The organism is Phenylobacterium sp. (assembly GCF_035475775.1).
Lineage (GTDB): Bacteria > Pseudomonadota > Alphaproteobacteria > Caulobacterales > Caulobacteraceae > Phenylobacterium.
In genome coordinates this window covers 1-26,546 of the sequence record NZ_DATIMC010000037.1, presented here as the reverse complement: position 1 = coordinate 26,546, position 26,546 = coordinate 1, and the positions used below count along the sequence as shown (strand labels likewise).

Annotated in this window: 15 protein-coding genes; 3 read left to right on the top strand and 12 right to left on the bottom strand. The window is 71.0% G+C overall.

Annotation, left to right across the window (positions count from 1 at the left end):
* From VLI41_RS04745 to VLI41_RS04725, 5 genes are all read right to left on the bottom strand, one after another.
* Positions 1-713: Ig-like domain-containing protein (locus VLI41_RS04745; protein WP_414692524.1), on the bottom strand; the 713-nt coding region annotated here is incomplete at its 3' end.
* Positions 714-1,058: 345 nt separating this feature from the next.
* Positions 1,059-3,218 (bottom strand): type I secretion system permease/ATPase, encoded by a 2,160-nt coding sequence (locus VLI41_RS04740; RefSeq protein WP_325266908.1) that lies wholly within the window; start codon positions 3,216-3,218, stop codon positions 1,059-1,061.
* Positions 3,219-3,273: 55 nt separating this feature from the next.
* The gene (locus VLI41_RS04735; RefSeq protein ID WP_325266907.1) at positions 3,274-4,668 is read right to left on the bottom strand and encodes a TolC family outer membrane protein; all 1,395 of its coding nucleotides are present in this window, start codon (positions 4,666-4,668) and stop codon (positions 3,274-3,276) included.
* A 17-nt stretch (positions 4,669-4,685) separates the two neighbouring features.
* On the bottom strand, positions 4,686-5,354 hold the full coding sequence (locus VLI41_RS04730) for an OmpA family protein (protein ID WP_325266906.1): 669 nt from the start codon (positions 5,352-5,354) through the stop codon (positions 4,686-4,688).
* 142 nt (positions 5,355-5,496) lie between these two features.
* Positions 5,497-12,339 carry a beta strand repeat-containing protein gene (locus VLI41_RS04725; RefSeq protein ID WP_325266905.1) on the bottom strand — a complete coding sequence of 2,281 codons (6,843 nt, stop codon included), beginning with the start codon at positions 12,337-12,339 and terminating at the stop codon, positions 5,497-5,499.
* A gap of 370 nt (positions 12,340-12,709) precedes the next feature.
* On the opposite strand from VLI41_RS04725, the gene VLI41_RS04720 reads away from it, so the two are divergent.
* Positions 12,710-13,651 carry a transglutaminase-like cysteine peptidase gene (locus VLI41_RS04720; protein WP_325266904.1) on the top strand — a complete coding sequence of 314 codons (942 nt, stop codon included), beginning with the start codon at positions 12,710-12,712 and terminating at the stop codon, positions 13,649-13,651.
* A gap of 63 nt (positions 13,652-13,714) precedes the next feature.
* Here the strand turns inward: VLI41_RS04720 and VLI41_RS04715 are convergent, their stop codons facing one another.
* A complete protein-coding gene (locus VLI41_RS04715) occupies positions 13,715-14,350 on the bottom strand; it encodes a ribbon-helix-helix domain-containing protein (protein ID WP_325266903.1) in 636 nt (211 codons plus the stop codon).
* The gene (locus VLI41_RS04710; RefSeq protein WP_325266902.1) at positions 14,347-15,672 is read right to left on the bottom strand and encodes an HlyD family type I secretion periplasmic adaptor subunit; all 1,326 of its coding nucleotides are present in this window, start codon (positions 15,670-15,672) and stop codon (positions 14,347-14,349) included. The genes VLI41_RS04715 and VLI41_RS04710 overlap by 4 nt, the downstream gene beginning before the upstream one ends.
* A 185-nt stretch (positions 15,673-15,857) precedes the next feature.
* On the opposite strand from VLI41_RS04710, the gene VLI41_RS04705 reads away from it, so the two are divergent.
* Together VLI41_RS04705 and VLI41_RS04700 are read left to right on the top strand one after the other, a co-directional pair.
* Entirely contained in the window at positions 15,858-17,243 is a 1,386-nt protein-coding gene (locus tag VLI41_RS04705; RefSeq protein WP_325266901.1) for a hypothetical protein, read from the top strand.
* 108 nt (positions 17,244-17,351) lie between these two features.
* The gene (locus VLI41_RS04700; protein ID WP_325266900.1) at positions 17,352-17,597 is read left to right on the top strand and encodes a hypothetical protein; all 246 of its coding nucleotides are present in this window, start codon (positions 17,352-17,354) and stop codon (positions 17,595-17,597) included.
* A 37-nt stretch (positions 17,598-17,634) separates the two neighbouring features.
* Here VLI41_RS04700 and VLI41_RS04695 read toward each other — a convergent pair whose 3' ends face one another.
* The 5 genes from VLI41_RS04695 to VLI41_RS04675 all read right to left on the bottom strand — a co-directional run.
* Positions 17,635-17,856: a hypothetical protein gene (locus VLI41_RS04695; protein ID WP_325266899.1), complete on the bottom strand. Its 222-nt coding sequence runs from the start codon at positions 17,854-17,856 to the stop codon at positions 17,635-17,637.
* 108 nt (positions 17,857-17,964) lie between these two features.
* Positions 17,965-19,419, bottom strand: coding sequence for an efflux transporter outer membrane subunit (locus VLI41_RS04690; protein WP_325266898.1), 1,455 nt, complete (start codon positions 19,417-19,419; stop codon positions 17,965-17,967).
* A 4-nt stretch (positions 19,420-19,423) separates the two neighbouring features.
* Positions 19,424-22,999, bottom strand: coding sequence for an efflux RND transporter permease subunit (locus VLI41_RS04685; RefSeq protein WP_325266897.1), 3,576 nt, complete (start codon positions 22,997-22,999; stop codon positions 19,424-19,426).
* Positions 22,996-26,181, bottom strand: a complete 3,186-nt coding sequence (locus VLI41_RS04680; protein WP_325266896.1) for an efflux RND transporter permease subunit — start codon at positions 26,179-26,181, stop codon at positions 22,996-22,998. Before VLI41_RS04680 ends, VLI41_RS04685 begins: the two co-directional genes overlap by 4 nt.
* Positions 26,181-26,546, bottom strand: a 366-nt coding sequence (locus VLI41_RS04675; RefSeq protein WP_325266895.1) for a hypothetical protein, incomplete at its 5' end; no start/stop codon positions are given. The genes VLI41_RS04675 and VLI41_RS04680, both read right to left, overlap by 1 nt.

The following is a 26,546-nucleotide window of genomic DNA, read 5'->3' as shown; positions in this document are numbered from 1 at the left end:
GTGTAGGTGAAGGTGTCGGTCGCCGTCACGCCGGCGGCAAGATGGTCAAAGAAGGCGTGATCGGGCGTGTAGGTGGCGGTGGCGCTGGCGTTGAACGGATCGCTGAGGCTCGTCGCCAGCGACACCGTTCCGTGCGCCGCAGCGCCGACCTGAACCCCGCCCACGAGGTCCGGGACCATGTCGTTGGCCAGGAGGTTCCCGGACGTCGCGGAGCTGTCCTCGTTAACCGTCAGGGTATCATTGAGCGCCGTGACCGGGTCATCGGCGATCGAGAGCGTATGGCCGTTCACCGAGACGGTGAACTGCTCGATCTTCGAGACCGACAGCGGAAAGGCCGTGAAATTGAAGATCGCGTTCGTGGCCTCCAGCGTGTGCTGGTTCGTGTTCACTGCCAGGAACGTCTGGTAGTTGACGAGATCCGCCTGGAACTTGGCGCCGAACCACTGGCTGCTGGTCAGGTTGAGCTGCAGGATGTCGATCCCGGAGCCGCCGTCGTAGACATCCGCGGTCGCGCCGGGCGCATCGGCGCCATTGAACACCAGCAGGTCATTGCCGGAGTTGCCGCTGAGGGTGTCCGCGCCGGCGCCGCCGTCGAGCGTGTCCATGCCCGCGCCGCCGTTCAGCTTGTCGGCGCCGTCGCCGCCCGAAATCAGATTATCGCCCGACAGACCATTCAGCGTGTCAGCGCCGCTCGTCCCAACAACCGTCGGCATCTTGAAAGCCCCACCCGTATTTTCATCGGCGCAGCGCGCCAATTCTGGACACGCGTGCGCCAACCCCATTTCGGCGGAGCTTTATGCACTTGTTATACCGGTGGCAAGCAGAATTTAATCGATGTTAACTACAGTTGGCCAGTGCGTCGCAGGTCAGAGGTCGGGTGGTCGACGTAATTTCGGTGCTTTGAACAACAGATCTTCGCGCCGGAGGCGAATTTCACTCTAGCGCAAGCTATATCGTTCCGCGATCTATTACAGCACTGCGACATTTTTATTTCTGAACGGCCGCGCAGATACGGAACCTGGCGAACCAGGCTGATGGCGGCGCGCGAAGGAAGGCCGCTACTCGGCGGCGACAGCGGCGGCCGGCGTGGCGAGCGCCTTCATCACCTGCGCCTTGGGGCCGTCGGCGATGATCCGGCCGCCATCGATGACGATCAGCCGGTCGACCAGCGTCAGCATGGAGACCCGGTGCGTGGAGATCACCAGCGTCTGCTTCGGGCCGATGGCCTTGCCCAGCTTCTCGATGAAGTAGGCCTCGCTCTGGGTGTCCATGGCCCCGGTCGGCTCATCGAGGTACAGCAGCCGGCAGGGCTCGATCAGCGCGCGGGCGAGCGCCATGAAGCTACGCTGGCCGCCGGACAGGCGTGCGCCACGCTCGCCCACCGGCAGGTCGAAGCCGGTGGCGCCGCGCGACAGGAAGATGTCGGCCCCCGAGCGCTCGACGGCGGCGATCATCTGCTCGTCGCTGGCGCCGGCCGCGCCCAGCAGCAGGTTCTCGCGCACCGTGCCGTGGAACAGCTCCGCTTCCTGGCCGACGTAGCGGAACGCCTTGCGCAGCTGGTGCGGGTGGAACTGGCGGCTGTCGAAGCCGTCGACGACGTAGGCCCCGTCGATGGGCGCATAGAGGCCGCAGATCAGCCGGCCCAGCGTCGACTTGCCGGAGGCGACGCGCCCGATGACGCCGATGCGCTCGCCCGGCGTGATCTTCAGCTGCAGGTCCTTCAGCGAGTCGGCCTCGGCGCCCGGATAGCGGAAGGTCACGTGGTCGAACTCGATGGCGCCGGCCCCGACCTGCGGCGTCACGCTGCGCAGGTTGAGCGTCCGCTCGTCGGGGGAATCCATGATCTTCTGCAGGGCCGTGAGCGTCAGCATGGCCTGCTTGGCCCGGGTCATGATGAAGGCGAACTGGCCCACCGGCGCGAGCGAGCGGCCCGCCACCATGACGATGGCGATGATCGCGCCCATGGAGATCATGTTGGCGTTGAACAGGTAGAAGCCGCCGACCACCAGGCCGACGCTGATCGCCTGCTGGAAGAAGGAGGCGAGCGTCACCCCGATCGCCGAGAGCTTGCGCAGATGCTCCTGGGTGGCCGCGCTCATGTCGGCGTAGCGGCGCCAGCGGCCGAGCATGCGGCCCTCCGCGCCGATGGCCTTCAGCGTCTCGGTGCTGGCGATCGCCTCGACCAGGGTGGAGTGCTGCAGGCCGGAATCGGCCTGGGCGTCCTTCAGGGTCGCCGTCATGCCCTTCTGCAGGCTGTAGCCGGCGGCCAGCATGGCCGCGATGCCCACCAGCGGGATCAGCACCAGGAAACCGCCGAGCGCCAGGATCAGCGCCAGGAAGACGAACACGAAGGCCATGTCGATGACCAGCACGACGGTGGTGGAGGTGAAGAACTCGCGCACCACCTCGTATTCGGCCAGCCGTTTGGCGAACCCGCCGGTGGTCCCCTCGCGTGCGGCGAGCGGGATGTTCATCACCTTCTCGAACAGCTGCTGCGCCAGCTTCTGGTCGAGCTCGCGGCCCACCTCGTCGATGATGCGGGCGCGGGCGATGCGCAGCAGGAAGTCGAAGCCGAGCGCGAAGAACACGCCCAGCGCCAGCACCCACAGGCTGGCCGCCGCCTTGTTCGGGATGATCCGGTCGTAGACGTTCATGGTGAACAGCGGCATGGCGAAGGCCAGCAGGTTCACGGTCGAGGCGGCGGCGGCGATGTAGCCGAACTGGCCGCGGTACTTCTTGAGCTCGCCCCAGAACCAGTGCCGCGGCTCGGGCTCGACGGCGGTGCCCTCCAGGCCGCGCTCCTGGGTGGGATCCGGCTCGATGGTGACGAGGCGCCCGGCGTAGACCGCCTCGAGGCCGGCGCGCGAGAACCAGCGCTCCTCGCCGAGCGCGGGATCGTAGATCCGGAGCTGCTTTTCCTTCACCTCCAGGAGGACGAGCGCCCCGCCGTCGAGCCGCTCGAGGATCGCCGGGGCGTGGCGCGCGGCGATGCCGCGAACCGGCTTGCGCATGGCGTGCGAGCGCAGGCCTACCCGCTCGGCCGCCGGCTCGACCTGGTGGAACGGCAGCCGGCCGCGCTCGTCGACGGCGAGGCCCGAGGTGAGCACCACCGCGGCGGCCGGACGGTCGTAGGCGCGCGCGACGTACTGCAGCGCCTCGAGAACGGAATCACTCGTGCTCCCGGCCTCGGGGCCGGGAGCGATCTTGTCGATTTTCACGTCCTGATCTCCACAGCCGCCCTGTCACTCCATCGGAGGAGGCGGCAGGTGAGACTCAGTTGGCATGCCGCCGTCGCATAACTTCCGCCGGGGGAGTTGGCGGAACCTTAAAGCGGGCGCGAGAATCCGCCGTTGCGTCATGTGGACGCTGGATTCCGAGCGTGTCGAGCAGCTGGCCGGTGGCGGCGAGCAGCTTGTAGCGCGCGAAGATCTCGGCGAACCGGGCCGTCTCGAGCAGCACCTGCGAGTTGTAGCGGGTGTTCTGCGTGTCGAGCAGGTCGAGCAGCGAGCGGCGGCCCACCCGGAACTGGTCGGCATAGGAGCTGATCAGCTGGTCGGAAGCCTGGGTCTGGCGGGTCAGCTCCTGCAACAGCGCCGCCTGCTGCTCCTCGCGGTTCCACGCCGTGCGGACGTCTTCCTCCGCCTGGCGGGTCGTCTGGTGCAGCACGTAGCGTTGCTCGCTGGCCCGGCGGACCTGCTCCTGGACGTTCGCCTGGTTGATGCCGCCGCTGTAGAGGCTCCAGCGCAGCACCACCCGCGCCAGCACGTCGTTCGTGCGGCCGGCGAAACCGTCCACGTCGTGGCCCGTGCGGGCCCGAGCCTCAAGGGCCAGCTTCGGCCAGAGGTCGGACTCGGTCTTGCGGACCACCGCGTCGGCGGCGTCGACGTCCGAGACCGCGATCTTGATCGTCGGGTTGTTCTCCCGCGCGACGCCGATGGCGTCGTTGAGCGTCGCCGGGATCGGCAGCTCGGGCGGCATCGACACCTGGTCGAGCGGCACGCCGGTGCGGGTGGTGAACGCGATCATGGCGTTCACCAGGCCCTCGCGCGCCTCCACCACCCGGGCGCGGGCGGCGTCGAGGCGCTCCTGCGCCTGCTGCTGGTCGGCCACGCTGATCGAGCCTGAGCGCACGCCCTCGCCGAGGTCGGAGACCATCTTCTCGTGGTAGGCGACGTTGTCCTGGGCGGCGGCCACCAGCCGCTGCTGCAGCAGGTAGTTCAGGTACTCGCGCGCGGTCTCCAGAGCGATGTTCTCGGCCCGCTCGCCGACCCGGGTCGCGGCGCCGTCGCTGCGGGCGGCCTGGCGCTCGAGCTCCGAGCGGCGGCTGCCGCTGTCGAACAGCGTCTCCTGCAGCGTCAGGCTGCCCTCGATCGGACCGAGCGTCTGGGTGTCGAGCCCCAGCGCCCGACGCGTCGGGTTGTCCAGACGTTCGACGCCGGCGCTGACCTCGGCGTCGAGCCTAGGCAGGTAGAGCCCCTGGGCCTGACGGCGCTCGAAGTCGATCGCCTGCTTGTCCTGGATGGCCTGGTTCACCTGCGGGTTGGAGTCGACCGCGATCTGGATCGCCTCCTTCAGCTCGATGGCGCCGGCTGGCCCGGCGGCGAACGCCGACAGCGCCAGTGCGCCGCCTGCGGCGAGCAGCCCCTGTTTGAAACCGAACATTCTCATGTGCCGCCCCCTGAGCATTACTGAGCCCCCGCGGTGTTGATGACGACCCGGCGGTTCTGCGGCTCGCGCACGCCATCGGGCGTCGGCACGGCCGGCCGGGTCTCGCCGTAGCCCACCACGGTCAGAGACTGGGCGGATACGCCGGCGCTCTCGAGCAGGCTGGCGACGTTGCGGGCGCGCGCCTCCGAGAGCTTCTGGTTGTAGGCGGTCGACCCGGAGGTGTCGGCGTAGCCGGACACGCTCAGGTTCTGCCAGCCGCAGGCCTGCATCTGCTGCGCCGATGCCTGGGCGACGCCGGCGGCCTCGGCCGGCGGCTCGGCCACGTTCCAGCCGAAGTAGAAGACGATCGGCAGCTTGGTGGCGCAGGGCGGCGCGGCGGCCGCGGCCTGGGCGGGCGCGGGCTCCGGCGGCGTCATGATCGGCGCCGGCGGCATCTGCATGCGCTGGTAGTAGAGGTCGCACTTGTCGATGCTGTCCTCGTCGACCGTGCCGGTCTTGAGGAAGCCGATGGCGATCCCGCAGGCGACCTTGGTCTCGGAGGCCCAGGTGAAGCGCTCGTCGTTCGCGCGGATGACTTCCGGCGAGCGCGACATGGCCACGGCGGCGCTGTAGCGCTGTTCCACGTCGGCCCGCATCGCGCCGGCCGAGCCCTTGGCGAGGATCGGCGAGCGCGGCGCCTGAGCCATCGCCGCTGAGCCGCACCCAACCGCGAGCATCGCCGCGGTTGCGGCGAGCAATCCCGTTTTCATGGTTCCCCCAACGTCCTAGACCCCCACCTGAGCCGCGACCGTAGAGAGACCCACGGTCGCGGAACAGACCTAACTTATTTTATGCATGATTTATCGGGGCGATATGGTCAAGGTGCAACATGAGGCCCATGTCGCCGAACGAGAGGTTGACGTGCGCCAGGATCGCCGGGCCGCCGGCCTCGGCCACTGCGGCCGCGGCCAGAGGCGCCGCCACCCCGGGCAGCGCCGCGGACTGGCCGGCCGGCAGCGAGGCCAGCAGCTGATCCAGGGCGTGGTTCGCGCCCAGGGCGTCGGCAAGGACGTGGGCGACCGAGCCCTGCGCGACCGGCGCCGCATTGGCCGCCGCCGGCGCGCCCGGGACGCCTTGCGCGCCGTGGGCCGCCTGCGCCGCCGCCACCGCGTGGGCGATCAGCGCCTGGGCCGCCGCCCCCAGCGGGATCGCCGAGCCGTCGAGGAACGCCGGGGCCGGTGAGCCGACCGGGGCGTCCGCGAGCGGGTTGCCCTCGCCGCCCATGGCCGACTGCGGCGCGGCGGTCTCGTGCGGCTGGTCCAGCGAGGTCGGCGCCGAGAGCGTGGCGTCCGACGTCGAGGGGCTGTGCTGCGGCTGCGACGCGGAGGCCGCGGCGCCCGCCGAGAGCAACGAGACCGGCGTGGTCGTCTCGTGCGTGTCCTCCAGGACCGAGGAGGCGTTGAGGCCGCCCTTCGCCGAGGAGTCGTCCAGCGTGGGCTGCAGGCTCGGGAGCGTCGAGCTGTGGTCCGACAGGTTCGCGGCCGCCGCGGCGGTCACGTCCACCGAAGCCATCAGGCCCGCGGCCACCAGCGTGCTGACGAAGCCGCCGTTGGCCGCCGCCAGCTGCTGCACCGCGCCCTTGAGCGGATCCGAGCCGCCGACGCCCAGCGTGACGTCGCCCACCAGGCCGGTGGTGCCGTCGGCGCGGGTGAAGCTGGCCGTGCCGTTCACCTGCACCTCGCCGTTGGCCGCCGAGTAGGCGCGGCCGTCGTTGGTGAGGTCGATCGAGACGATGCCGAGCTGCGACAGGGTCTTGAACTCGCCCGCATCGGCCACGCCGTTGCCGTTGGCGTCCTGCCAGACGCCGAACTGCGCGAACTGGGCGTCGGCCGCGGTGAGCTTGCCGTCGTGGTTGGTGTCGAACTCGATCGCGGCGGCCTGCATGTCGCTGGTCGAGCCGGGCACGCGGTCGGTGAACACCCACTCCGAGGCGTTGGTCACCGTGCCGTCGTGGTTGGCGTCGACCGCCAGGATGCCGTCGCCGGCGCCGACCCAGGCGGTGTGCTCCGCAGAACCGTTGGCGAGGTAATCGTAGGTCACCCCCGCCGACTGGTCGACGAAGTTCAGGCCGTGGCCGGTCATGTCGAGCACGATCGGCGCGGAGCTCGCGTCCACGTGGACCGTGAAGGTCTGCGGCGCGGTGACGTCGCCGTCGCCGTCGGTCGCCGTCACGGTGAACGGCAGGTCCTCGCTCTGCGGCAGGATGGTCTCGGTCAGGGTGGCCTGCGAGAAGCGCACGCCCTGGCCGGAGCCGCCGGTGCCGGTGATCGTCAGTTCGTTGAAGTCGAAGCCCGGATTGAAGGTCGTCGACGAGCCGGTGATGTTGACGCCGCTCACCGTGACGGTCTCGTGGGTGACCGTGTTGGTCGCCGTCCACGAGACGGTCAGCGACCCGTTGATCGAGTTGTTGTCCAGCACGACCTGGCTGACGAACAGCGGATTGCTGTTCGGATCGTCGTCCACGCCGGGATTGCCCGGGCTGTGGAACTCCATGGTGAAGGCTTCCGTGCTGCTGACGAACTGGTTGTTGATGCCGAAGCCGGGAGTCGAGGAGTTCACCGTGTTGCCGGTCGGCGTGCTGAACTCGATCGTCCCGTCGGTGGTCTCGGCGAAGTTCGGCTGGTTCCCAGGCGCCAGGTTGTTCAGCGCGAAGGTCTGGGTGCTGCCCGCGTCCGGCGTCACCAGGTCGAAGGTGTAGGCACCGTTGTTATCGACCTCCAGCGTGAAGATCGTCGTGCCGTCGCTGGTCGACTTGGCGATCAGCTCGGTGCCGTTCGCCAGCTGCGTCTCGGTGTAGCTGATCCCAGTGAGCGTCGGGCCGGTGATGTCGAAGTTGTGCCAGCCGTCCGCGCCCGCCGCGAAGGCGAAGGTGCCGGTCGAGGTGTTGCCGGTGGCGTTGATCACCGTCGAGTCGGGGATCGCGCCGAGGGACGAGACGTCGTCCACGACCGACACGTTGATCGTCGAGGTGGTCGTGTTCCCGTTGTGATCGGTCACCTGGTAGGTGAAGCTGTCGACGTTCGGGACGGTGTCCGTGCCGTTGTTGGCGGTCGGGCTCTCCGTGACCGGATGCTGCAGCGTGTAGGTGTAGGTGCCGTCGCTGTTCAGCACGAGCGTGCCGTGGCTCGTCGTGCCGCTGCCGGTCAGGGCGAAGGTATCGGTCCCGACGCCGCCGCTCACGTTGTCGGCCACCGTGCCGCTGAACACGTTGCTTCCGTCGCCGGCATGCGAGCCGATGACCGCGATCCCCGCCTCGTTCACGAGCGCGGCGTCGCTGGTGGCCGTAAGGCCCGCCCCATTCACCGTGATGTCCAGCGTCGTCGTAGACTTGTCGCCGTCGCCGTCCTGGATCGTGTAGACGAAGTGGTCGACGCCCGAGACGTTCGACTTGGCGGTGTAGGTGTAGCTGCCGTCGGCGTTCAGGACGAGCGTGCCGAGGCTGGTGGTGATGCCTGAGCCGCCCAGGCCGCCGCTGACCGGGGTCGCGGTGCTCGTCCCCGCAGCCACGCCCACCACGCCGCCGCCGGCTGCGAAGCCGTCGGCGCCCGGCACGTCGTTGGCCTCGACGTTGGCCGCCGAGGTGGTCCCGCCGGCGGTCACCGAATTGGTGTCCAGATGCGCGGTCGGCACGTCATCGACGATGTCGACCTTCAGCGTGCCCGAGCTGGTGTCGCCGTCGTTGTCGGTCACCACCACGGCGAAGTCGTCGTGGGTGGCGTCGCCGCTGGTGGCGTGCAGCAGGGTGTAGCTGTAGCCGACCGAGGTGGCCGAGAAGCTGGTCACGGTGAGGTCGCCGTCGGCGCCGTGGATCACCTGGCCGGTCGCGGTGATCGCCGTGCCGCCGATGGTGATCGTGGCCGGAACGTCGGGCGCCGAGTAGGTGATCGTGCCCGTCGTGGTCTCCGAGCTGGAGGCCGCGTCCGAGCCGCCCGGCAGGCCGGCCTCGTGCACCAGCGCGCCCGCGCCGCCCTCGGTGGGCAGGGTCAGCGAGGTGGGATTGTCACCGATATCGATCGTCAGGGTGGCCGTCGAGGCGTCCCCGTCGCCGTCGGTGATCTGATAAGTGAAGACATCGCTGACCGCGCCGGGATTGGCGGCGGTGCGGACGTAGGTGTAGCCGCCGTCCGCGTTCAGCGTCAGGTCGCCGAAGGAGCCGTGGATCAGCGTCCCCGCGGCCGTGAACGCGCCCGCCCCGGCGCCGGCGTGGGCCCCCGTCACCGTCGCGCCGTCGGCGCCCTGGGTGTCGTTGACGAGCACGCCGGAGCCCGCGGCCACGGTCACCGAGGTCTGCGCCGCGATGTTGTTGATGTCATTCGCCGCCGTCGGCAGGTCGTCGACGATGTTGGCGACCAGCGTGCCGTTGCCGGTGTCGCCGTCGGTGTCGGTGGCGACCACCGCGAAGCTCTCGAAGGCGCTGTTGGCGCCGGCTCCGGGCGCGTCGACCTGCGCCGCGTTGAGCGTGTAGGTGTAGCTGACCACGCCGGTGCCGGCGTCGAAGCCGGTCACCGCCAGGGTGTTGCCGTCGCCGGTGGTGAAGCTGCCGGCGGTGAACGCGCCGGCCGTGACGAAGGCGTGCCCGTCGATGGTCAGGCCGGCCAGGCCGTCGGGCGCGCTGACCGAGAAGGTCCCCGCCTGGGTGAGCGCCGCGCCGTTGGGCGAGGAACCGGCCGGCAGGTTCATCTCGAACACCGTCACGTCGCCGCCGTCCGCCTGGGGCGTCAGGTTGCTGACCGTGACCGGATTGTCGTCGATGTCGATGGTCAGGGTCGTGGTGGAGGTGTCCCCGTCCCCATCGGTAATCCGGTAGTCGAAGACGTCCTGCACCGCGCCGGGCGTGCCGGCCGCGCGGGTATAGGTGTAGCTGCCGTCGGCGTTCAGCGTCAGGTCGCCGAACTGGCCGTGCACCAGCGTGCCGGCGGCGGCGAACGACGCATCGCCCGGCAGCTTGACCCCGGTGACGGTGGCGCCGTCCGCGCCCGGCACGTCGTTGGCCATGACGCCGGTCGCGGCGGCGACCGTGACGACATTGTGCGCGCCGGCGTCTGTCACGTCGGCCGCCGCCGTGGGCGTGTCGTCGACCACGTTGACGTTCACCGTCGCGGAGGACGTGTTCCCGTGGGCGTCGGTCACCTGGTAGGTGAAGCTGTCGACGTTTTGCTGGGTGTCGGTCCCGTTGTCGGCGGTCGCCTCGGTGACCGGCGAGTTCAGCGTGTAGGTGTAGGTCCCGTCCGCGCTCAGCACGAGCGTGCCGTGGGTCAGGTTGGAGCTGAGCAGCGTGAAGGTGTCGCCGCCGGCCCCGCCGCTGACGTGGGCCGTCAGGTCGCCGTTGAAGACATTCCCCGTCCCCGGATTGCTGCCGTCGGCGAGGCCCGCCTCGTTGACCAGGGCGGTGTCGCTCCCGGCCGTGAGATCGGTGCCGTTGACGGTGATGTCGAGGTTGGTGGTCGAGGTGTCGCCGTCGCCGTCCTGGATCGTGTAGACGAAGTGGTCGACCGCGCCGGCTTGCTGGTTCGGCTTGGCGACATAGTCGTACGAGCCGTTGGAATTGACGGTCAGGTCGCCGAACGCGCCGTGGACGACAACACCCACGCCGCCGCTGACCGGGGCGCTGGCGTCGGTCCCCGCCGCGACGCCGACCACGCCGCCGACGCCGGACTCCGCGTCTGGATCGGCCGCGAAGCCGTCGGCGCCGGCCTTGTCGTTGTGCAGCAAGCCGCTCGCCGCGCTCACCACCAGGGTGTCGCCGGTCGCCACCGTCCCGGTGTCCGGGCTGGCGATGGGCGAGTCGTCGAGCACGGTGACGCCGACCGCATCGGTGGCCGTGCCGCTGGCTCCGGTGGCCACGACGCCGATCGAACCCAGGTTGAGGTGATCGGAACCGGTGGCGTCGACGAAGGCCTGCTTCAGCACCGCCGTGACGGTCGCCGAGCCGCTGGCGTTCGCCGCGATCGAGTCGCCCGTGGGCGGCGTGAGCGTCAGCGTGATCGCCGTCACGTCGCCGTCGATCATGCCCACGACGTGGGTGGCGTCGACGCGCGTCCAGGTGATCGTGCCGCCGTTCTCGGCGCCGTTGCTGTCGGTGACCAGGTTGCTGAGGTCGGTCGAGAAGGCGAAGCCGGTCAGCGACGAACTGCCCGCCGTGAAGCTGGGATCGGTCGCCTGCGTCAGGTCCGGCCCGTTCGGATCCGTGCCCGCCGGGAGATGGGTCTCGGAAACTGAGATCGGCGCGACCTCGCTGCCATGCGGCGCGACCGGCGGAGGCGGAGGCGGCGGGGGCGGCGGCGGCGGGGGCGGCGGGGGCGGCGGAGGCGGCGGCGGAGGCGGCGAAGCATCCTGCGGCAGGTCCACCGTCAGCGTCGTCGAGCTCGTCGAGCCGTCGCCGTCGGTCAGGGTGTAGGTGAAGGTATCGTGCACCGGCCCGCTCTGCAGCGAACCTGCGGGCGCTGTGCGGGCGTAGGTGTAGTCGCCGTCGGCGTTCAGCGTCAGCGTGCCGAACTGGCCGTTCACGACGAGATTGTGATTGGCGTCGGCCGTCGTGGCGACGTCGGCGGGCACGTTGTTGCTGGCCACCTTGGTGACGCTCGCGCCGTCGGCGCCCTGGGTGTCGGCGCCGGCCGCGCCGCTGGTCGTGCCCACGCCGGTGACGACGTTGCCGCCCGCGACGCCGTGGTCGACGCTGTCGGTATCGGCCCGCGCGGTCGGGACGTCATCGATCACGTTGATCGTCAGGGTCGCATCGGCGCCGTCGCCGTTGCTGTCCTGGACGTGCACCGGGAAGGTCACATGCGACTGGTCCAGCGTGTTGTCGGTCAGCTGGAAGCCGAAGCCGATCGCGCCGGGCGCGATGCTGGTGATGGTCAGCACGCCGAACGGGCTGGTGAAGGTCTGGCCGACGGCGGCGATCGCCACGCCGCCCACCGACACCGTCGTGACGCCGTCGCCGGCCGTATAGACGATGGTCCCGGTGGTGAACTCGGAGTTCGCCGCCTGGTCGGAGCCCGCGGGCTCGGCGCCGCGCGCCGGCAGGCCCGCTTCGCTGACGTCGGTCACGGCGTTGATCACGCCGACCGGCTGGTTCGGCGTGACCACCACCACGGTGGGGGTGCGGTTCAGGAAATCCTGGACCTGATCGAACTGCGGCTGCGAGAACGACAGATCGGTCGGCGGGAGCAGGCCGGTGAGGCCGAGGCCCGGGCCGATGTCGCCGGCCGCGACCGCGAAGTCGGCGCCGGAGCTCGGCGGCGGACCCGCGGCGGGCTCGGTCTGGGCGATGTGGATCAGGTCGACGAGGGTGTCCTGCGCGACGACCGCCTCGCCGATGGCGACGTGCGGCGGGTGGGCCGCGCCGTCGACGATGATCAGGATCGATCCGTCCGGCAGGTGGACGACCAGATTCTTGCCGTCGACGGTGATGTCGCGCAGCTCGACGCCGGCCGGCAGGTTGACCGTCTCGCTCGGCGTGGCGTGGATGCGCACCACGTGCGCGGAGCCGGCGGCCGCCGCCCCCTGGCGCGGGACCTCGGCGGCCTGGGCGTTGCCCGCCGCGGCCAGAGCCGCAGCCTGAGCCTTGGAGGCGCTCTCGGGACGATGGCCCGAAGCCGAAGCGCTGCGCACGTGCTTGGAAGAAGCCATGACTAATGCCCACCCTTAACAAATCCTTACGGCAAGGCTTATCGCGGGGGGTTCGCAGCCACCAAGCGCTGATCGCGAGGACCGAAAAGATTCTTATGCTGACGCTCTGGAGACGCAACATGTTGTGGATCGATGCCTTCGATCCACTAGATACCTGGCTCTCAGCCGCGCCCCGCCCGGGCCGGGCCGCCCGGCGGACGCATAGCCGCTTATGCTGCAGCTCGTTCGCCGCCGCGCCGGACGCGCCGAAGCAAGGTTAATCGGTTAGATGAATCCGCCTTAAAGTAAATCGATCTATACCAAGACAGTTTACCTGACGTTTGCAGTACTTCTGCACTAGAATTTAAGTCGATCGCCTCATGCTGCGCGCATGAGGAAGACTTCATCTTCACCTGATCTTCTCGCGAGGCTCGCTTCGGCCGCATCGGCGCTGGCGCTCTGCGCCGCGCCGGCCGCGCATGCGCAAACCGCGCCGAGCGCCCAGGCCATCGCCGCGCAGTTCCTGACGCTGGGGGCCTCGGCGGCCTACGCGTTCCACGATTCCTCGACGGGATCGGCGCTGGCGCAGATCACCCGCGTCCAGAACGGCCTCCGCGCCGCGCCGAGCGCCGCGCCGGCGCCCGCCGTTCCCGCGTCCGGCGCGGTCCGGCCGATGCTGCTGGAGGCCTCCTACGTGCGCGCGCCCGCGGAGGCGCGGTCAGAAGGATTCCATGCGCCGGTTCCGGTCGGGCCCGATCCGAGCGTGTTCGGCTCGATCGCCCTGCCGGTCTCCGAGACCGGGCTCGACTGGCGCTGGCGCCGGGTCGCGAACGCCGCGCCGCCGACCGACGCGCGCTGGCGCGAGGCGGTGAGCACGCTGAGCGCCTTGCCGCTGCGGGCGCGGGTGCAGGCGGCGAACGCCTGGATCAATCATGCCGTCGCCTTCCAGAGCGACATCCAGAACTACGGCGTGAGCGACTACTGGGCCTCGGCCCGCGAAACCCTGGCCCGCGGCCGCGGCGACTGCGAGGACTACGCCATCGCCAAGATGGAGCTCTTGCGTGCGGCCGGGGTGCCGAGCCGCGACCTCTATCTGCTGATCGCCCACGACCTGGTGCGCCGCGCCGACCACGCGCTGCTGCTGGTGCGCATGGACGACGGCTACTGGGTGCTCGACAGCGGCGTCGACGAGGTGATGCCGGCCGAGCGCGTCGCCGACTATCGGCCGGTGGTGACCTTCAGCTCCGCCGGCGAATGGATGCACGGCTTCCAGCGCACGCCCGGGATCACGCTGGCCAGCATGGTGACCGTGACCCCCGCCTTCGCGCGCTGAGCCCGGGCGACATCCGATCCGATTGCGGGCTTTGAGGCGGGCCCGCGAGCGGTCCGGCCGGGCCTAGGCGCCGCCGATCAGGCCGAGCAGGTTCGCCGCGCCGGGCGAGGCGCCTTGTGCGGAGATCATCCGCGCGCGGCAAACGATCCTCTGGTCCTGGCCCTTGAAGGTCACGTTGCAGACCACGAACTTGCGCTCGGCCCCGGCGCGCAGCTCGGCGCCGGCGGAATCCGGCACCTGGACCCTCAGGTCGGCGGCGCCCTGCAGGGTGTTGAACGGGGTGCCCGGCGCGGAGCGCAGGCTCTGCAGCATGACCAGCAGCGGCTCGTTGACGGCCAGCAGCACCGAGCGGCGGCTGACCAGGAACGCCGGCGTCGGCAGGGCCGCGACCATCGCCGACCAGTCGGGCCGCGACAGCTGGGCTTCGGCCTCCTGCCAGGCTTCGAACAGATCCGAGGTCAGGTTGGCCCGCAGCAGCGACGTCTGGTTGGGGTGCTCCGCCTGGCCGAGGCGAGCCTCGACCTCCGCGGCGACGCTGCGGCCGTTGCGCTCGGCCATGAGCTCGAGGGCGCGCCAGTAGATCATCTCCAGCCGGAACGCCTTGCGGGCGCCGCCGATGGACAGCACCCGGAAGTGCAGCCGGTTGCCGGAGCGCTCCGCCTCTTCGGCCTCGATGGCCGCCGCGTCGGTCCCCTTCATCGTTCGCGCAGCGCGTCGCCGCGCGCCTTCAGCACCGGCTTCAGCAGGTAGTCGAGAACGCTCTTGCGGCCGGTGATGATGTCGGCCGTGCAGATCATGCCCGGCGTGATCGGCAGGCGGCGCTGCCCCGAGGTCAGGTACGACAGGGGCGTCTCGACGATCACCGTGAAGTAGGCCTCCTTGGCCTGCTCGTCATAGACGCTGTCGGCCGAGACCTGCACCACCTTGCCCGGAAGCCCGCCGTAGATGGAGAAGTCGTAGGCGGTCACCTTCACCAGGGCCGGCTGGCCGACGTGGACGAAGGCGATGTCCTTCGGCTGCACGCGCGCCTCGATCAGCAGCTTGTCGTTGACCGGCACCACCTCCATGAGCTTCTGGCCCGGCGAGACGAAGCCGCCGATCGTCGCCACCTGCACGTCGGTGACGATGCCTTCGACGGGCGAGTGGAGCTCCGAGCGCTCGAGCTTGCCGGCGGCGCCCTTGGAGCTCTCGGCGATCACCGACAGCTTGCCCTGCAGCTGGTTCATCTCGTCCAGCGCGTCCTGCCGGAACTGGAAGTTGTTCGACTGGGCCTGCGCCTGGGCTTCGCGCACCGCCGCGGCGGAGCGGGAGATCTGCTGCTCGGCGGCCGCAAGGCGACCCTGGGTGTCGGTCAATTCGCGGCGCGCGGTGAGCAGCTCGGTCTGCGGGACGATGTTCTTGGCGGCCAGCGGCTCCAGCATCGCGACCTGCTTCTGAGACAAGGCCAGGCTGGTCCGCAGGCTGGAGGCCGTGGCCTGGGCTTCGGCCATCTCGCGCCGGCGCTGCTCCACGGCGGCGACCAGGGCCGAGTTCTTGCTGGCCAGGGCCTCGGCCCTGACCTGCTGCAGCTTCTGCTCGTTGGCGCACGCCTCGGGCGAGGTCTGCTTGACGTCGGCGGGACAGGTGAAGCCCTGGCCGGCGCCCTCGTCCTGCAGGCGCGCGGCCCGCGCCTGCAGGCTCTCCTTCTCCGCCTGGATCTGGCCGAGCTCGGAGGAGGACTGGGTGTCGTCGAGGCGCACGAGGAGCTCGCCCTTGTGCACCCGTTCGCCCGATTGCACGAGGATCGCGCTCACGGTGCTCGCCTCGGAGCTCTGGATGATCTGCGCCTTGCTGGACGGCCGCACCTTGCCCTGCGCGCGGGTCACTTCGTCCACGCGGGCGAACGCCCCCCAGACCAGGAACACCGCAAACGCGCTGGAGATCAGCACGACCACGAGCCGGGTTCCGGAGACCTCGTACAGGAAGCTGCCCCGGAGCTCCCGAAGAATGAACGCGCGGATCTTTCCGAATATTGCGGACATGGCTTCGGCCCCTCCCGAACGCCCTTTATAGGGTGCAATTCCTTAAAGGAGGCCTGTTGCGCCGGCGCAAGGGCGCGGCTTGTCGCGTCCCGGGCTCGGGCCCGGGGAGCGACCGTTCGCCGACTGGCGCCGCGCGGCGCGATCGGTGAGACTTCGCCTCGATTCCTGTCGGGAGAGCCGAACCCATGCCCGCTGTCCGCCGCCCGCGGTCCACGGCGCCGTCTGTCGCCATGGCCGCCCTGGGCCTCGCACTCTGCGGCCCGGCATCGGCCACGGCCAGCTATCCCGACGGTCTGGACCCCGTCTCCCTGGCCCAGTGGCTGGCGCAGGAGACGGATCTCAGGCCCGCCCAGGTGGTGGCGGTCAGCCGCGGCTCGGTGGCCGGCATCATCGCCGGGCCGGAGGTGCGCGACGGCGTCACGTGGGTCACCGTGCGGCTGGAGGCGACCGCGCCGCCGACGCCGCTGCCCAACGATGTCGAGGTCCTCTCCTCGCAGGTGGAGGTGGCCGTCGACTGCCAGCGGCGGCTGGTTCGCCAGGGGGCCTCCACGGGCCATCCCGGACGCAACCTCGCGGGCACCGGCTACATCATCGCCGACCAGGACGGGGACTGGCGCTTCCCCACCGTGGGCACCCAGCTCGACGCCGTATGGCGGGCGGTCTGCGATCCGAACTTCGTTCATCCTCTCGCGCCGCGGCCGCTGCAGGCCAGCGCGCAGCCGCATCCGCGCAGCCGCCGCACGATCCTCGTCCAGTCCCGCCGGCCGAAGGCGCCCGCGGCCGCAAGGCCGAGCGCCGCGCCCCCGAAACCGCCGGCGATCGCCGCCTCTCCGCCGCCCGCCGCGGCCGCCCCGCCCGATGAGCCCGTGGTCGTGGCCGCCACATCGGCCGCGCCGGCCGCCGTCGCGCCGACCTCGGCGCCCGCCCAGCCGGTGGAAGTGGCCGCCGCCCCGCCTGTGGCCTCCGAACCGCCGCCCAAGGCGATGGCAGCGCCCGCGCCTGCGCCGGACGTCCCACAGGCGCCGCCGCCGGCGCCTGAGAAGGCGGCCGCCGCCCCCGAAGCCCAGCCGATCGCCGTCGCTCCCTCCGCCGTCGCCGCCGAGGGCGCGCCTCCATCCGCCGCGGCCTCGCCCGCGCCGGCGCCGGCGCCGCCCGTGCCGCCCGACGCGGCCCCGCCCCCGAGCATCGCCGATCCGGCGCCGGCCCATCCGCCCGCGCGGCTCCCCTCCTCCAAGCTCCCTTCGGCGAGCCTCAACTTTGCGCTTCGCGTGCGGCTCGGCGCCTTCTCCGGCGAGAGCGAGGCCTCCGCGGCCCTTCAGCGCCTGCTGGCTCGCAACCTCTCGATCCTCAACGGCCGCGCCGCCTTCGTCGGGCCGGCTGCTGGCGGCCACGGCTTCGCCATCGAGCTGGCGGGATTCGAAGACGCCAGGGCGGCGGCGGCGGCCTGCTCGGTGCTCAGCCTGTCCGACGGCGCCTGCGCTGTCGTCGCGGCGACCTCGGGGGTGGCGGGGCCGGGGCGGCGCGGCGCGGCCTCCGGAGCGCGGCCCGGACCCGGGGCGGCGAGGCCATAGGCCGACCGTGACGGTCCAACGCGTCGATTAAGGTTTCGGAAACCAACTGGCACGGCCCCTGCCAGGACCTCCCTGACCGTCCCGCTTGGGGACACTCGGGGGGAGCTCATGCAGGGTCAGAGGGGATGGCTGGACGCGGCGAACCGGCCGAAGGTGCGCGCCGCGATCCTGACCGGCCTGCGGCTTTCCCCCTGGCTGGTGTTCGGTCCGATCACCGGCGTGATGAGCGAAGCCGCCGTCTTCCACTTCCGGCGCGGGCGCCGGCTGCTCGGCGCGCTCTGCATCGTGCTCAATGTGGGCGTGCTCGTGGCGATACCGCTGCTCACGGCCTATCTGGCGCATCGCCTGAAGTAAGGGCGCGGACCGTGCGGCCCGCGCAAATCGCTCCGCCTCAGACCGCTTCGGCGAACAGGTCGGCCCCGTTCGGGCCGAGCGGCAGGGCATAGGCGCGGAAGCGGCCCGGCAGGCGCAAGGCGACGCGGGTGGCTTCCCGGACGCTGGCGTAGCGCGCGGCGATCTGCAGGCGCGGGCTCCAGCGGGGCCCCGGCTGCTGGCTCAGCAGATATTCGATGCCGCCGGCGGCGGTGCGGGCGACGATGGCGGATGCGGACATGGGCTTTCCCCTTCGCCGGCTGTCTCATTCCGGCTCATGAGGCGCTTCCAAGCGAAAGCCGTGCCGCGCCGCCCTTCCCCCCAAGGCGTCCCGCCGGCGCGGCGGTAATCAGAACGGCGACGTCCAGCCGCCGCCGAGGCCCTGGACGAGCGCCACGGCCGTGGTCTGCCGCGACAGCGCCGCCTGCAGCAGGGTGCGGCGCGCGTTCAGCGCCTGCACCTGGGCCGTCACCACGTTGGTGTAGGCCACCTGCCCTTCCCGATACTGGTTGAGCACCATGGTCGCGGCGAGGTCCGCATCGGCCGCCGCCTGGCGTCGCAGGTCGTACTCCGAAGCCAGCACGCGCGAGGCGGCGAGCTGGTCCTCCACGTCCTGCAGCGCGGCCAAGACCGCCTGGCGGTACTGGGCCACCGCCCGGTCGTAGTTCGCCCGGGCGGCCCGGACCCGGGCGTGCGTGAGCCCGCCGTTGAACACCGTCTCGGCGAGGCTCGCCCCATAGGACCAGAAGTTGTTGGAGGCGCTGAACAGCTTGCCGAGCTCGGTGGCGGAGAACCCATAGGTCCCGGTGAGGGTCAGGTCCGGGAAGTAGGCCGCCGTCTCGACCCCGATCTGGGCGCTGGCGGAAGCCGCCCGGCGTTCGGCCGCGGCCACGTCGGGACGGCGCTGCAGGAGTTGCGAGGGCACGCCGGCCGGCGCGCCCGGGATGGACGGGGTCCAGGTGGGCTCCGCGGCGAGGGCGAAGGCCTCGGGCGTCTGGCCGGTGAGCACGGCGATGGCGTGCTCGAAGGCGGCGCGGCGCCGCTCCAGGTCGGCGAGGTCGGCCTGGGTGGAGGCGAGCTGGCTCTGCGCCTGCAGCGCGTCGGAGTGCGGTGCGATCCCGGCGTTGTAGCGGTTCTGCGCGATCTGCAGGCTCTTGGCGAAGCCGGCGACCTCCTCGCGCAGCAGGGCGGCTTCGGCGTCGAGCTCGCGCAGGTCGAAATAGTCGGCGGCGAGCGTCGCCTGCGCCGAGAGGGTCGCCGCAGCCAGATCGGCCTGGCTCGCCTGGGCGTTGCCGCGCGCGCTCTCGATGGAGCGGCGGATGCGGCCCCAGATGTCGGGCGCCCAGCTTGCGCTGGCGCTCACGCGGTAGTTCGTAGCCGAGCGGCCGCCGCCGCTCGCGACGATGCCGGTCCCGCCGGCGCCCTGGGTGATCACCGTGCCGCCGCCGCCGCGCCCGCCGCCCGACCGCGTCACGCCGCCGTCCAGGCTTATGGTGGGCAGGAGGCCCGCCCGCTGCTCGGCCACCAGCGCCTCGGCCTGGCGATAGGCCGCCTCCGCCGCCACGACGTTCTGGTTGGTCACCGCGACGCGGGCCTCCAGGGCGGAGAGCCCCGGATCGTTGAACAGCGACCACCAATCGCCCCTGGGATCGAGCTCGGCCGGTTGGGCGGGGCTCCAGCCCTGTTCCTTGTAGGCGGGCGCGAGCGGCAGGGCCGGCCGATGGTAGTTCGGCCCCACCATGCAGCCCGCCAGGCCGGCGGCGGTGAGGACGGCGAGCGGGGGACGGATCAGGCGAAGGCGCATGGGATCACCCTTGGGCCGGGAGCGGCGCGGCGCCGCCCGCCCGGCTCAGGAACCGCTCGTCGCGCCGCTTCCGGCGCAGGCGGTCGAGGTAGATGTAGACCACGGGCGTGGTGAGCAGCGTGAGCAGCTGGCTGGCGATCAGGCCGCCGATGATCGCCACGCCCAGGGGCTGGCGGAGCTCCGAACCCTCGCCGAAGCCGATCGCCAGCGGCAGCGCGCCCAGCCCCGCCGCCAGCGTGGTCATCAGGATCGGCCGGAACCGCAGCAGGCAGGCCTCGCGCACCGCCGCCTCCGGCGTCAGCCCCCGCGACCGCTCGGCGTCGAGCGCGAAGTCGATGATCAGGATGGCGTTCTTCTTGACGATTCCGATCAGCAGGAAGACCCCGATCAGGGCGATGATCGAGAACTCCATCTTGAAGATCAGCAGGGCGAGCACCGCGCCGACGCCGGCCGAGGGCAGGGTCGAGAGCACGGTGATCGGATGGATCAGGCTCTCATAGAGCACGCCCAGGACGATGTAGATCGCCACCAGCGCGGCCAGCACCAGCATCGGCTCCTGCTTGAGCTGCTCCTGGAAGCTGCGGGCGGTGCCCTGGAAGCCGCCGCGGACGTTGGTCGGCATCGCGATCCGCGCCTCGGCGTCCTGGAAGGCGGCCTGGGCGTCGCTCAGCGACTTGCCGGGCGCCAGGTTGAACGAGATGGTCGCCGCGAGCTCGGCGTCCTGGTGGTTGACGCTGGCCGGGCTGGCGCGCTCGGCGAAGGACGCCAGCGCCGGCAGCGGGACCATGCGGTTGGGCGCGGTGGAGATCCCCGCCCCGGTCGCCGAATCGCGCAGGCCCGGATTTGCGCGCGGGGCGTTCGCGGCCGTGGCCGCGCCGGAGGGAGCGCCGCTCGCGCCCGATTGTCCGCCCGCCGAAGCCCCGCCTGCGCGCGAGGTTCCGCCGGCCACCTGAATGTCCGGCGAGGCCTGGCCGCCGCCGCCTGCCGCCGGCGTGGCCGCAAGATTGGAGGACGGCCCCTCGTAGGGCGTGCGGGCCGGCTGGCTGGAAATTCCGCCGCCCCCGCCCGAAGCCCGGAGGGGCGCCGGGGCCGCGCCCCCGCCGCCGCCGCCGCTCGCAGGCGCGAGCCCCACGCCGCCCAGCGAGCCTGAGATCGCGCCGAGCGATGAGCGCAGGGGCGAGGCGGCGCTCACCGCAGGATAGACCGGGGCGATGCGGGCCGGGCCCGCCGGCGCGGCGGTCGCGCTCGGCGCCGCTCCGCGGGCCGCGACGTACACCCCGGCGATCGACTGCGCGCTCTGGCCGTAGGCCTGGGCGTTCTCCTCGACCACGCTGTACTGGTTGACGTCTTCGTAGATGGTCGCGATCTGCCGCTGGCCGAAGCTGTCGTAGAGGGCGTTGTCCACGTCGCGCGCGGTGATGCCGAGCCGTGCGGCGGTGTCGCGGTTGACGTCGACGAAGGCTTCGATGCCGTTGTCCTGCACGTCGTTATCGATGTCGGTGAGCGCCGGCTCGGACTTCAGCGCCTCGCTGAGCCTGATGGTCCAGGTGCGCAGGTCGGAGTTGTTGTCGGCCTTCAGCGTGTACTGGTAGAGCGCGTTGCCGCCGCGCCCGCCCATGCGCACGTCCTGCTGCGGGTTGAGGAAGACGGCGACGCCGGTGACCCGCGAGAGCTGCGGCCGCAGCCGCTGGATGACGTCCTGGCCCTTCACGCCCCTGCGCTCCGACGGCGGCTTCAGCTGCACGGCCAGGAACCCGCCGCCGGCGCGTCCGCCGCCGGTGAACCCGACCACGGTGGCGACCGCGGGATCGCGGCCGATGATGCGCTGCATCTGCCGCAGCTTCTCGCCCATGGCGCGCGAGGAGATGCTCTGGTCGGCGCGCAAGCCGCCGTTCAGCCGGCGGCTGTCCTGCTGCGGGAAGAAGCCCTTCGGCACGGCGGTGTAGAGGTAGACGTTCAGGCCGATCACCGCGGCCAGGATCAGCAGGATGAGGAGCTTGTTGGCGAGCGCCCAGTCCAGGCTGCCCTCATAGGTGACCAGCACCCGGTTCCAGGCGGCTTCCGCCCAGCGTGCGAAGCGGTTGCGCGGCCGGCCGTGCGCCTCGCGCCGCAGCAGCCACGCGCACATCATCGGCGTGGTGGTGAGCGAGATGACCAGCGAGATCAGCACCGCCGCCGACAGCGTCACCGCGAACTCCCGGAACAGCCGGCCCACCTGGCCGCCCATGAACAGCAGCGGGATGAACACCGCCACCAAGGAGACGGACATCGAGACGACGGTGAAGCCCACCTCCCTGGCGCCTCGCAAGGCGGCCTCGAAGCGGCCCATGCCCGCCTCGAGATGCCGGCTGGTGTTCTCCAGCACCACGATGGCGTCGTCGACCACGAAGCCGGTGGCGACGGTCAGCGCCATCAGCGACAGGTTGTTGAGCGAGAAACCCAGGAGGTACATCGCTCCCAGAGCGCCCAGCAGGGAGACGATGGTCGCGACCGCGGGGATCACCGTCGCCCGCGCGCTGCGCAGGAAGGCGCTGACCACCAGCACCACCAGCACGATGGCGATCATCAGCGTGATCTCGATCTCGTGCAGCGAGGCCCGGATCGAGACGGTGGCGTCGGAGGCCACCTGGATCCTGATGTCGCCCGGCAGCTCGGATTGCAGCTGAGGCAGCACCGAGAGCACGTTGTTGACGGTCTGGATGATGTTCGCGCCCGGCTGCTGGGTGACCAGCACGACGATCGCGGGCTGGCCGTTGAAAAGGCCGAGCGTGCGAAGGTCCTGCACGCTGTCGCTCACCTCGGCCACGTCGCGCAGGCGCACCGGCGCGCCGTTGCGCCAGGCGATCACCAGGTCCTGGTAGTCGGCCGCGGTGTGGCCGCCTCGGTTGGTGTAGACCTGCAGCCGCCGCGCGCCGTCATCCACCGCGCCCTTCGGCCGGTTGGCGCTGGCCGCCTGGACGGCGGCGCGCACGTCTTCGCCGGAGAGGCCATAGGCGTTCAGGGCATAGGGAGCGAGCTCGATGCGCACGGCCGGCAGCGACGAGCCGCCGATCTCCACCTCGCCGACCCCGTTCACCTGGCTGAGCCGCTGCTGGATGATGTTGCTGGCGGCGTCGTAGATCTGGCCGGGGGTCCGCGTCTGCGAGGTGAGCGCCAGGATGACGACCGGCTGCTCGGCGGCGTTGCGCTTGCGGTAGGTGGGATTGGACCGGAGCGTCGCCGGCAGGTCGACCCGGGCGGCGTTGATCGCGGCCTGCACCTCGCGCGCCGCCTCGTCGATGTTCTTGGAAAGATCGAACTGCAGCGACACGCGGGTCGAGCCGGTCGAGCTCGAGGAGGTGATCTCGTTGACGCCCGAGATCACCGCCAGCCGCCGCTCGAGCGGGGTCGCCACACTGGACGCCATGGTGGCGGGGCTCGCGCCGGCGAGGTTGGCGCTCACCGAGATCGCCGGATAGTCGACGTTGGGCAGCGGCGCGACGGGCAGCACGAAGAACGCCGCGGCGCCGGCGAGCGCCAGGCCCGCAGTCAAAAGAACGGTCGCGATCGGCCGCCGGATGAAGGGCGCCGAAAGGTTCACGTCGCGGGCTCCTGGCCAGAATCGAAACCGGGCTCGCCAGCGGTTGCGCCGGTCCGCCGCTTCCTGGGCTGCAGCCGGTCGAAGGCCAGGTAGATCACCGGCGTGGTGAAGATGGTCAGCAGCTGCGACAGGATCAGGCCGCCGAAGATCGCGACGCCCAGCGGACGGCGCAGCTCCGCCCCCTCGCCGAAGCCGATCATCAGGGGCACGGCGGCGAACAGCGCCGCCATGGTGGTCATCAGGATCGGGCGGAAGCGGAGCAGGGCGGCCTGGTGGATCGCCTCGCGCGGGCTCTTGCCCTCCTCGCGCTCGGCGTCGATCGCGAAGTCGATCATCATGATCGCGTTCTTCTTCACGATGCCGATCAAGAGGATGATGCCGATGATGGCGATGACGCTGAGGTCATGGCCGGTGAGCATCAGGGCGAGCAGCGCGCCGACGCCGGCCGAAGGCAGGGTGGAGAGGATGGTCAGCGGGTGGACGTAGCTCTCGTAGAGCACGCCCAGGACGATGTAGACGCAGACCACCGCCGCCAGGATCAGCCACAGCTCGTTGCCGAGCGCGCTCTGGTAGGCGCCCGCCGCGCCGAGGAACGTCATGGAGACGGACGAGGGCAGATCGATGTCTCGCGCCGCGCCGCGGATCGCGCGGACGGCGGCGCCGAGCGACACGCCCGGGGCCGTGTCGAAACCGACGGTGGCGGCCGGGAACTGGGCCACGTGCGTGACCTGCAGCGGCGCCTCCTGCTCGCGGATGCTGGCGATGGCCGAGAGCGGGGTCGACCGGCCGCCGCTCGTCGGGATCTGCAGCTGGCCGATGGTCTGCGGGCTGTTGGCCAGGCCCGGATTGGATTCCAGGATCACCCGGTACTGGTTGGTCTCGGTGAAGATGGTCGAGACGATCCGCTGGCCGAAGGCGGAATAGAGGATGTCGTCGATCGTGGAGGTGCTGACGCCCAGCCTCGCGGCGGTGTCGCGGTCGACGTCGATGAAGATGGCCGGCGCGGTCGCCTGGGCGTCGGTGGTGACATTGGCGAGCTGCCCGAGCATCGCGAGCTTGCCGGCGAGCCGAGCGGCCCACTGCTGCACGGCTTGGGTGTTCGCCCCCTCCAGCGACAGACGGTATTGGGTCGGGCCGGTCTCGGCGTCGATGGTCAGGTCCTGGGTCGGCTGCAGGTAGAGCGCGATGCCCGGCACGGCGGCGGCGCGCGCCTTGAGCCTGCGCATCACCGCGTCCTGCGAGCCGTGGCTGGGCTTCAGGTCGATCAGCATCTGGCCGCTGTTGAGCATGCTGTTGGTGGCCGCATCGACGCCCACGATCGAGCTGAGGTTCGCCACCGCGGGGTCCTTGAGGATCTCGGCGGCGACCTGCTGCTGCAGCTCGCTCATCCGCGCGAAAGAAATGTCCCGCGCCGCGAGCGTGTGGGCCTGCAGCTGGCTGGTGTCCTGGGTCGGGAACAGGCCCTTGGGGATGACCAGGTACAGCAGGGCCGTGAAGACCAGCGTGCCGGCCGCGACGATCAGCGTCGCCCGCTGCCGATCGAGGACCCAGTTGAGCGTCCGGTCGTAGCGCGCGAGCAGCCGGTCGAAGATGGCCTTGGAACGCCGCCCGATGGCGCCGCCCTCGGCGTCCGGATGCGCGGTCATCCAGCGGGCCGCCAGCATCGGGGTCAGCGTCAGCGACACCACCGCGGAGATCAGGATGGTGATGGCGAGCGTCACGGCGAACTCGCGGAACAGCCGTCCGACCACCTCGCGCATGAACAACAGCGGGATCAGCACCGCGATCAGCGAGACGGTCAGGCTGATGATGGTGAAACCGATCTGCCGCGCGCCGTTCAGCGCCGCCTGGAACGGCTTCTCCCCGTCCTCGACGTGGCGGGCGATGTTCTCCAGCATGACGATGGCGTCGTCGACCACGAAGCCGGTCGCGATGGTGAGCGCCATCAGGCTGAGGTTGTTGAGACTGTAGCCCAAGAGGTAGGTCACCCCGAGCGCGCCGATCAGCGAAACCGGCACGGCCAGGCTGGCGATCGCCGTCGCCCGCAGGCTGTGCAGGAACAGGAAGATCACGATCACCACCAGCGCCACGGCCAGGAACAGCTCCAGCTCCACGTGATGCACCGAGGCGCGGATCCCGGTGGTGCGGTCGGAGAGGATGGTCACCTTCACCGAGGGCGGCAGTCCGCCGGTCAGCGTCGGCAGCTGCTTCTTGATGGCGTCGACGGTCTTGATGACATTGGCGCCCGGCTGGCGCTGTACATTGACGATGATCGCCGGCGTCAGGTTGGCCCAGGCCGCCAGCCGCACGTTTTCGGCCGAATCCACCACCTGGGCGACGTCGGTGAGCCGGATCGGCGCGCCGTTCTTGTAGCCCACGACGAGGGTCTTGTAGTCCTCCGCCGAGAGCAGCTGGTCGTTGGCGTTGATCGCGTAGGACCGCAGCGGGCCGTCGATGGACCCCTTGGCGGCGTTGGCGTTGGCGTTGGTGATCGCGGTGCGCACCGAATCCATGCCGATGCCGCGCGAGGCGAGCGCCTGGATGTCCACCTGGATGCGCACGGCCGGCCGTTGCCCGCCGCTGAGGGTGACCAGCCCCACGCCCGGCGCCTGGCTGATCTTCTGGGCGAGCTCGGTGTTGACGAGGTTCTGCACCTCGGTGAGCGGGACGGTGTCGGAGGTGACCGCCAGCGTCAGGATCGGCGCGTCGGCCGGGTTGACCTTGGCGTAGACCGGCGGCGCCGGGAGGTCGGCCGGCAGCAGCGCGGCGCCGGCGTTGATCGCGGCCTGCACCGACTGCTCGGCGACGTCGAGGCTCTGGGTCAGGTCGAACTGCAGGGTGATGACCGAGGCGCCCGCCGAGCTCACCGCGCTCATCCGCTGCAGGCCGGACATCTGGCCGAACTGGCGCTCCAGCGGCGCCGTCACCGTCTGGGCCATGACGTCGGGGCTGGCCCCCGGATAGAGGGTCTGCACCTGGATCGTCGGGTAATCGACCTGCGGCAGGGCCGAGAGCGGCATCAGGCGCAGGCCCACCAGCCCGGCCAGCACGATCGCGACCATCAGCAGCGAGGTGGCGATCGGCCTCAGGATGAACGGCCGCGAGGGACCGCCCCCCGCCGGCGCGGGCTCGGCCGGCGGCTCGCCGGGCGGCCCGAATTCGTCGTCGCGGGCGCCCGACATCAGCGGCCGCCCGGCGGACCGCCTCCGCCGCCGGGGCCGCGGCGCGGCATCTTGGCCATGGCGGCCTGGCAGGCGGCGCTCGCCTTGTCGGAATTCTGGCGCAGGCAGCGGAACGCCTCGAAGCCCTGCTCGCCGCCGCACAGCTTGGCCATGTCCGCCGCGCAGGCCTGGCGCATGGCCGCGCGGGCCGCCTGCATCTCCGGCGAGGGCGTGAAGCCGCCGGCTTGGCCGAGGCCGCCGGGAGCCGGCGCGGACGGGCCGGCCTGCGGCGCCTGGCCCGCGGACGCTTGCGCCGGCCCCGGAGCCGCGGCCGGGCCGGGAAGGCCGCCAGGCGCGCCGGCGGCGCGTCCGGGATAGCCGGGGCA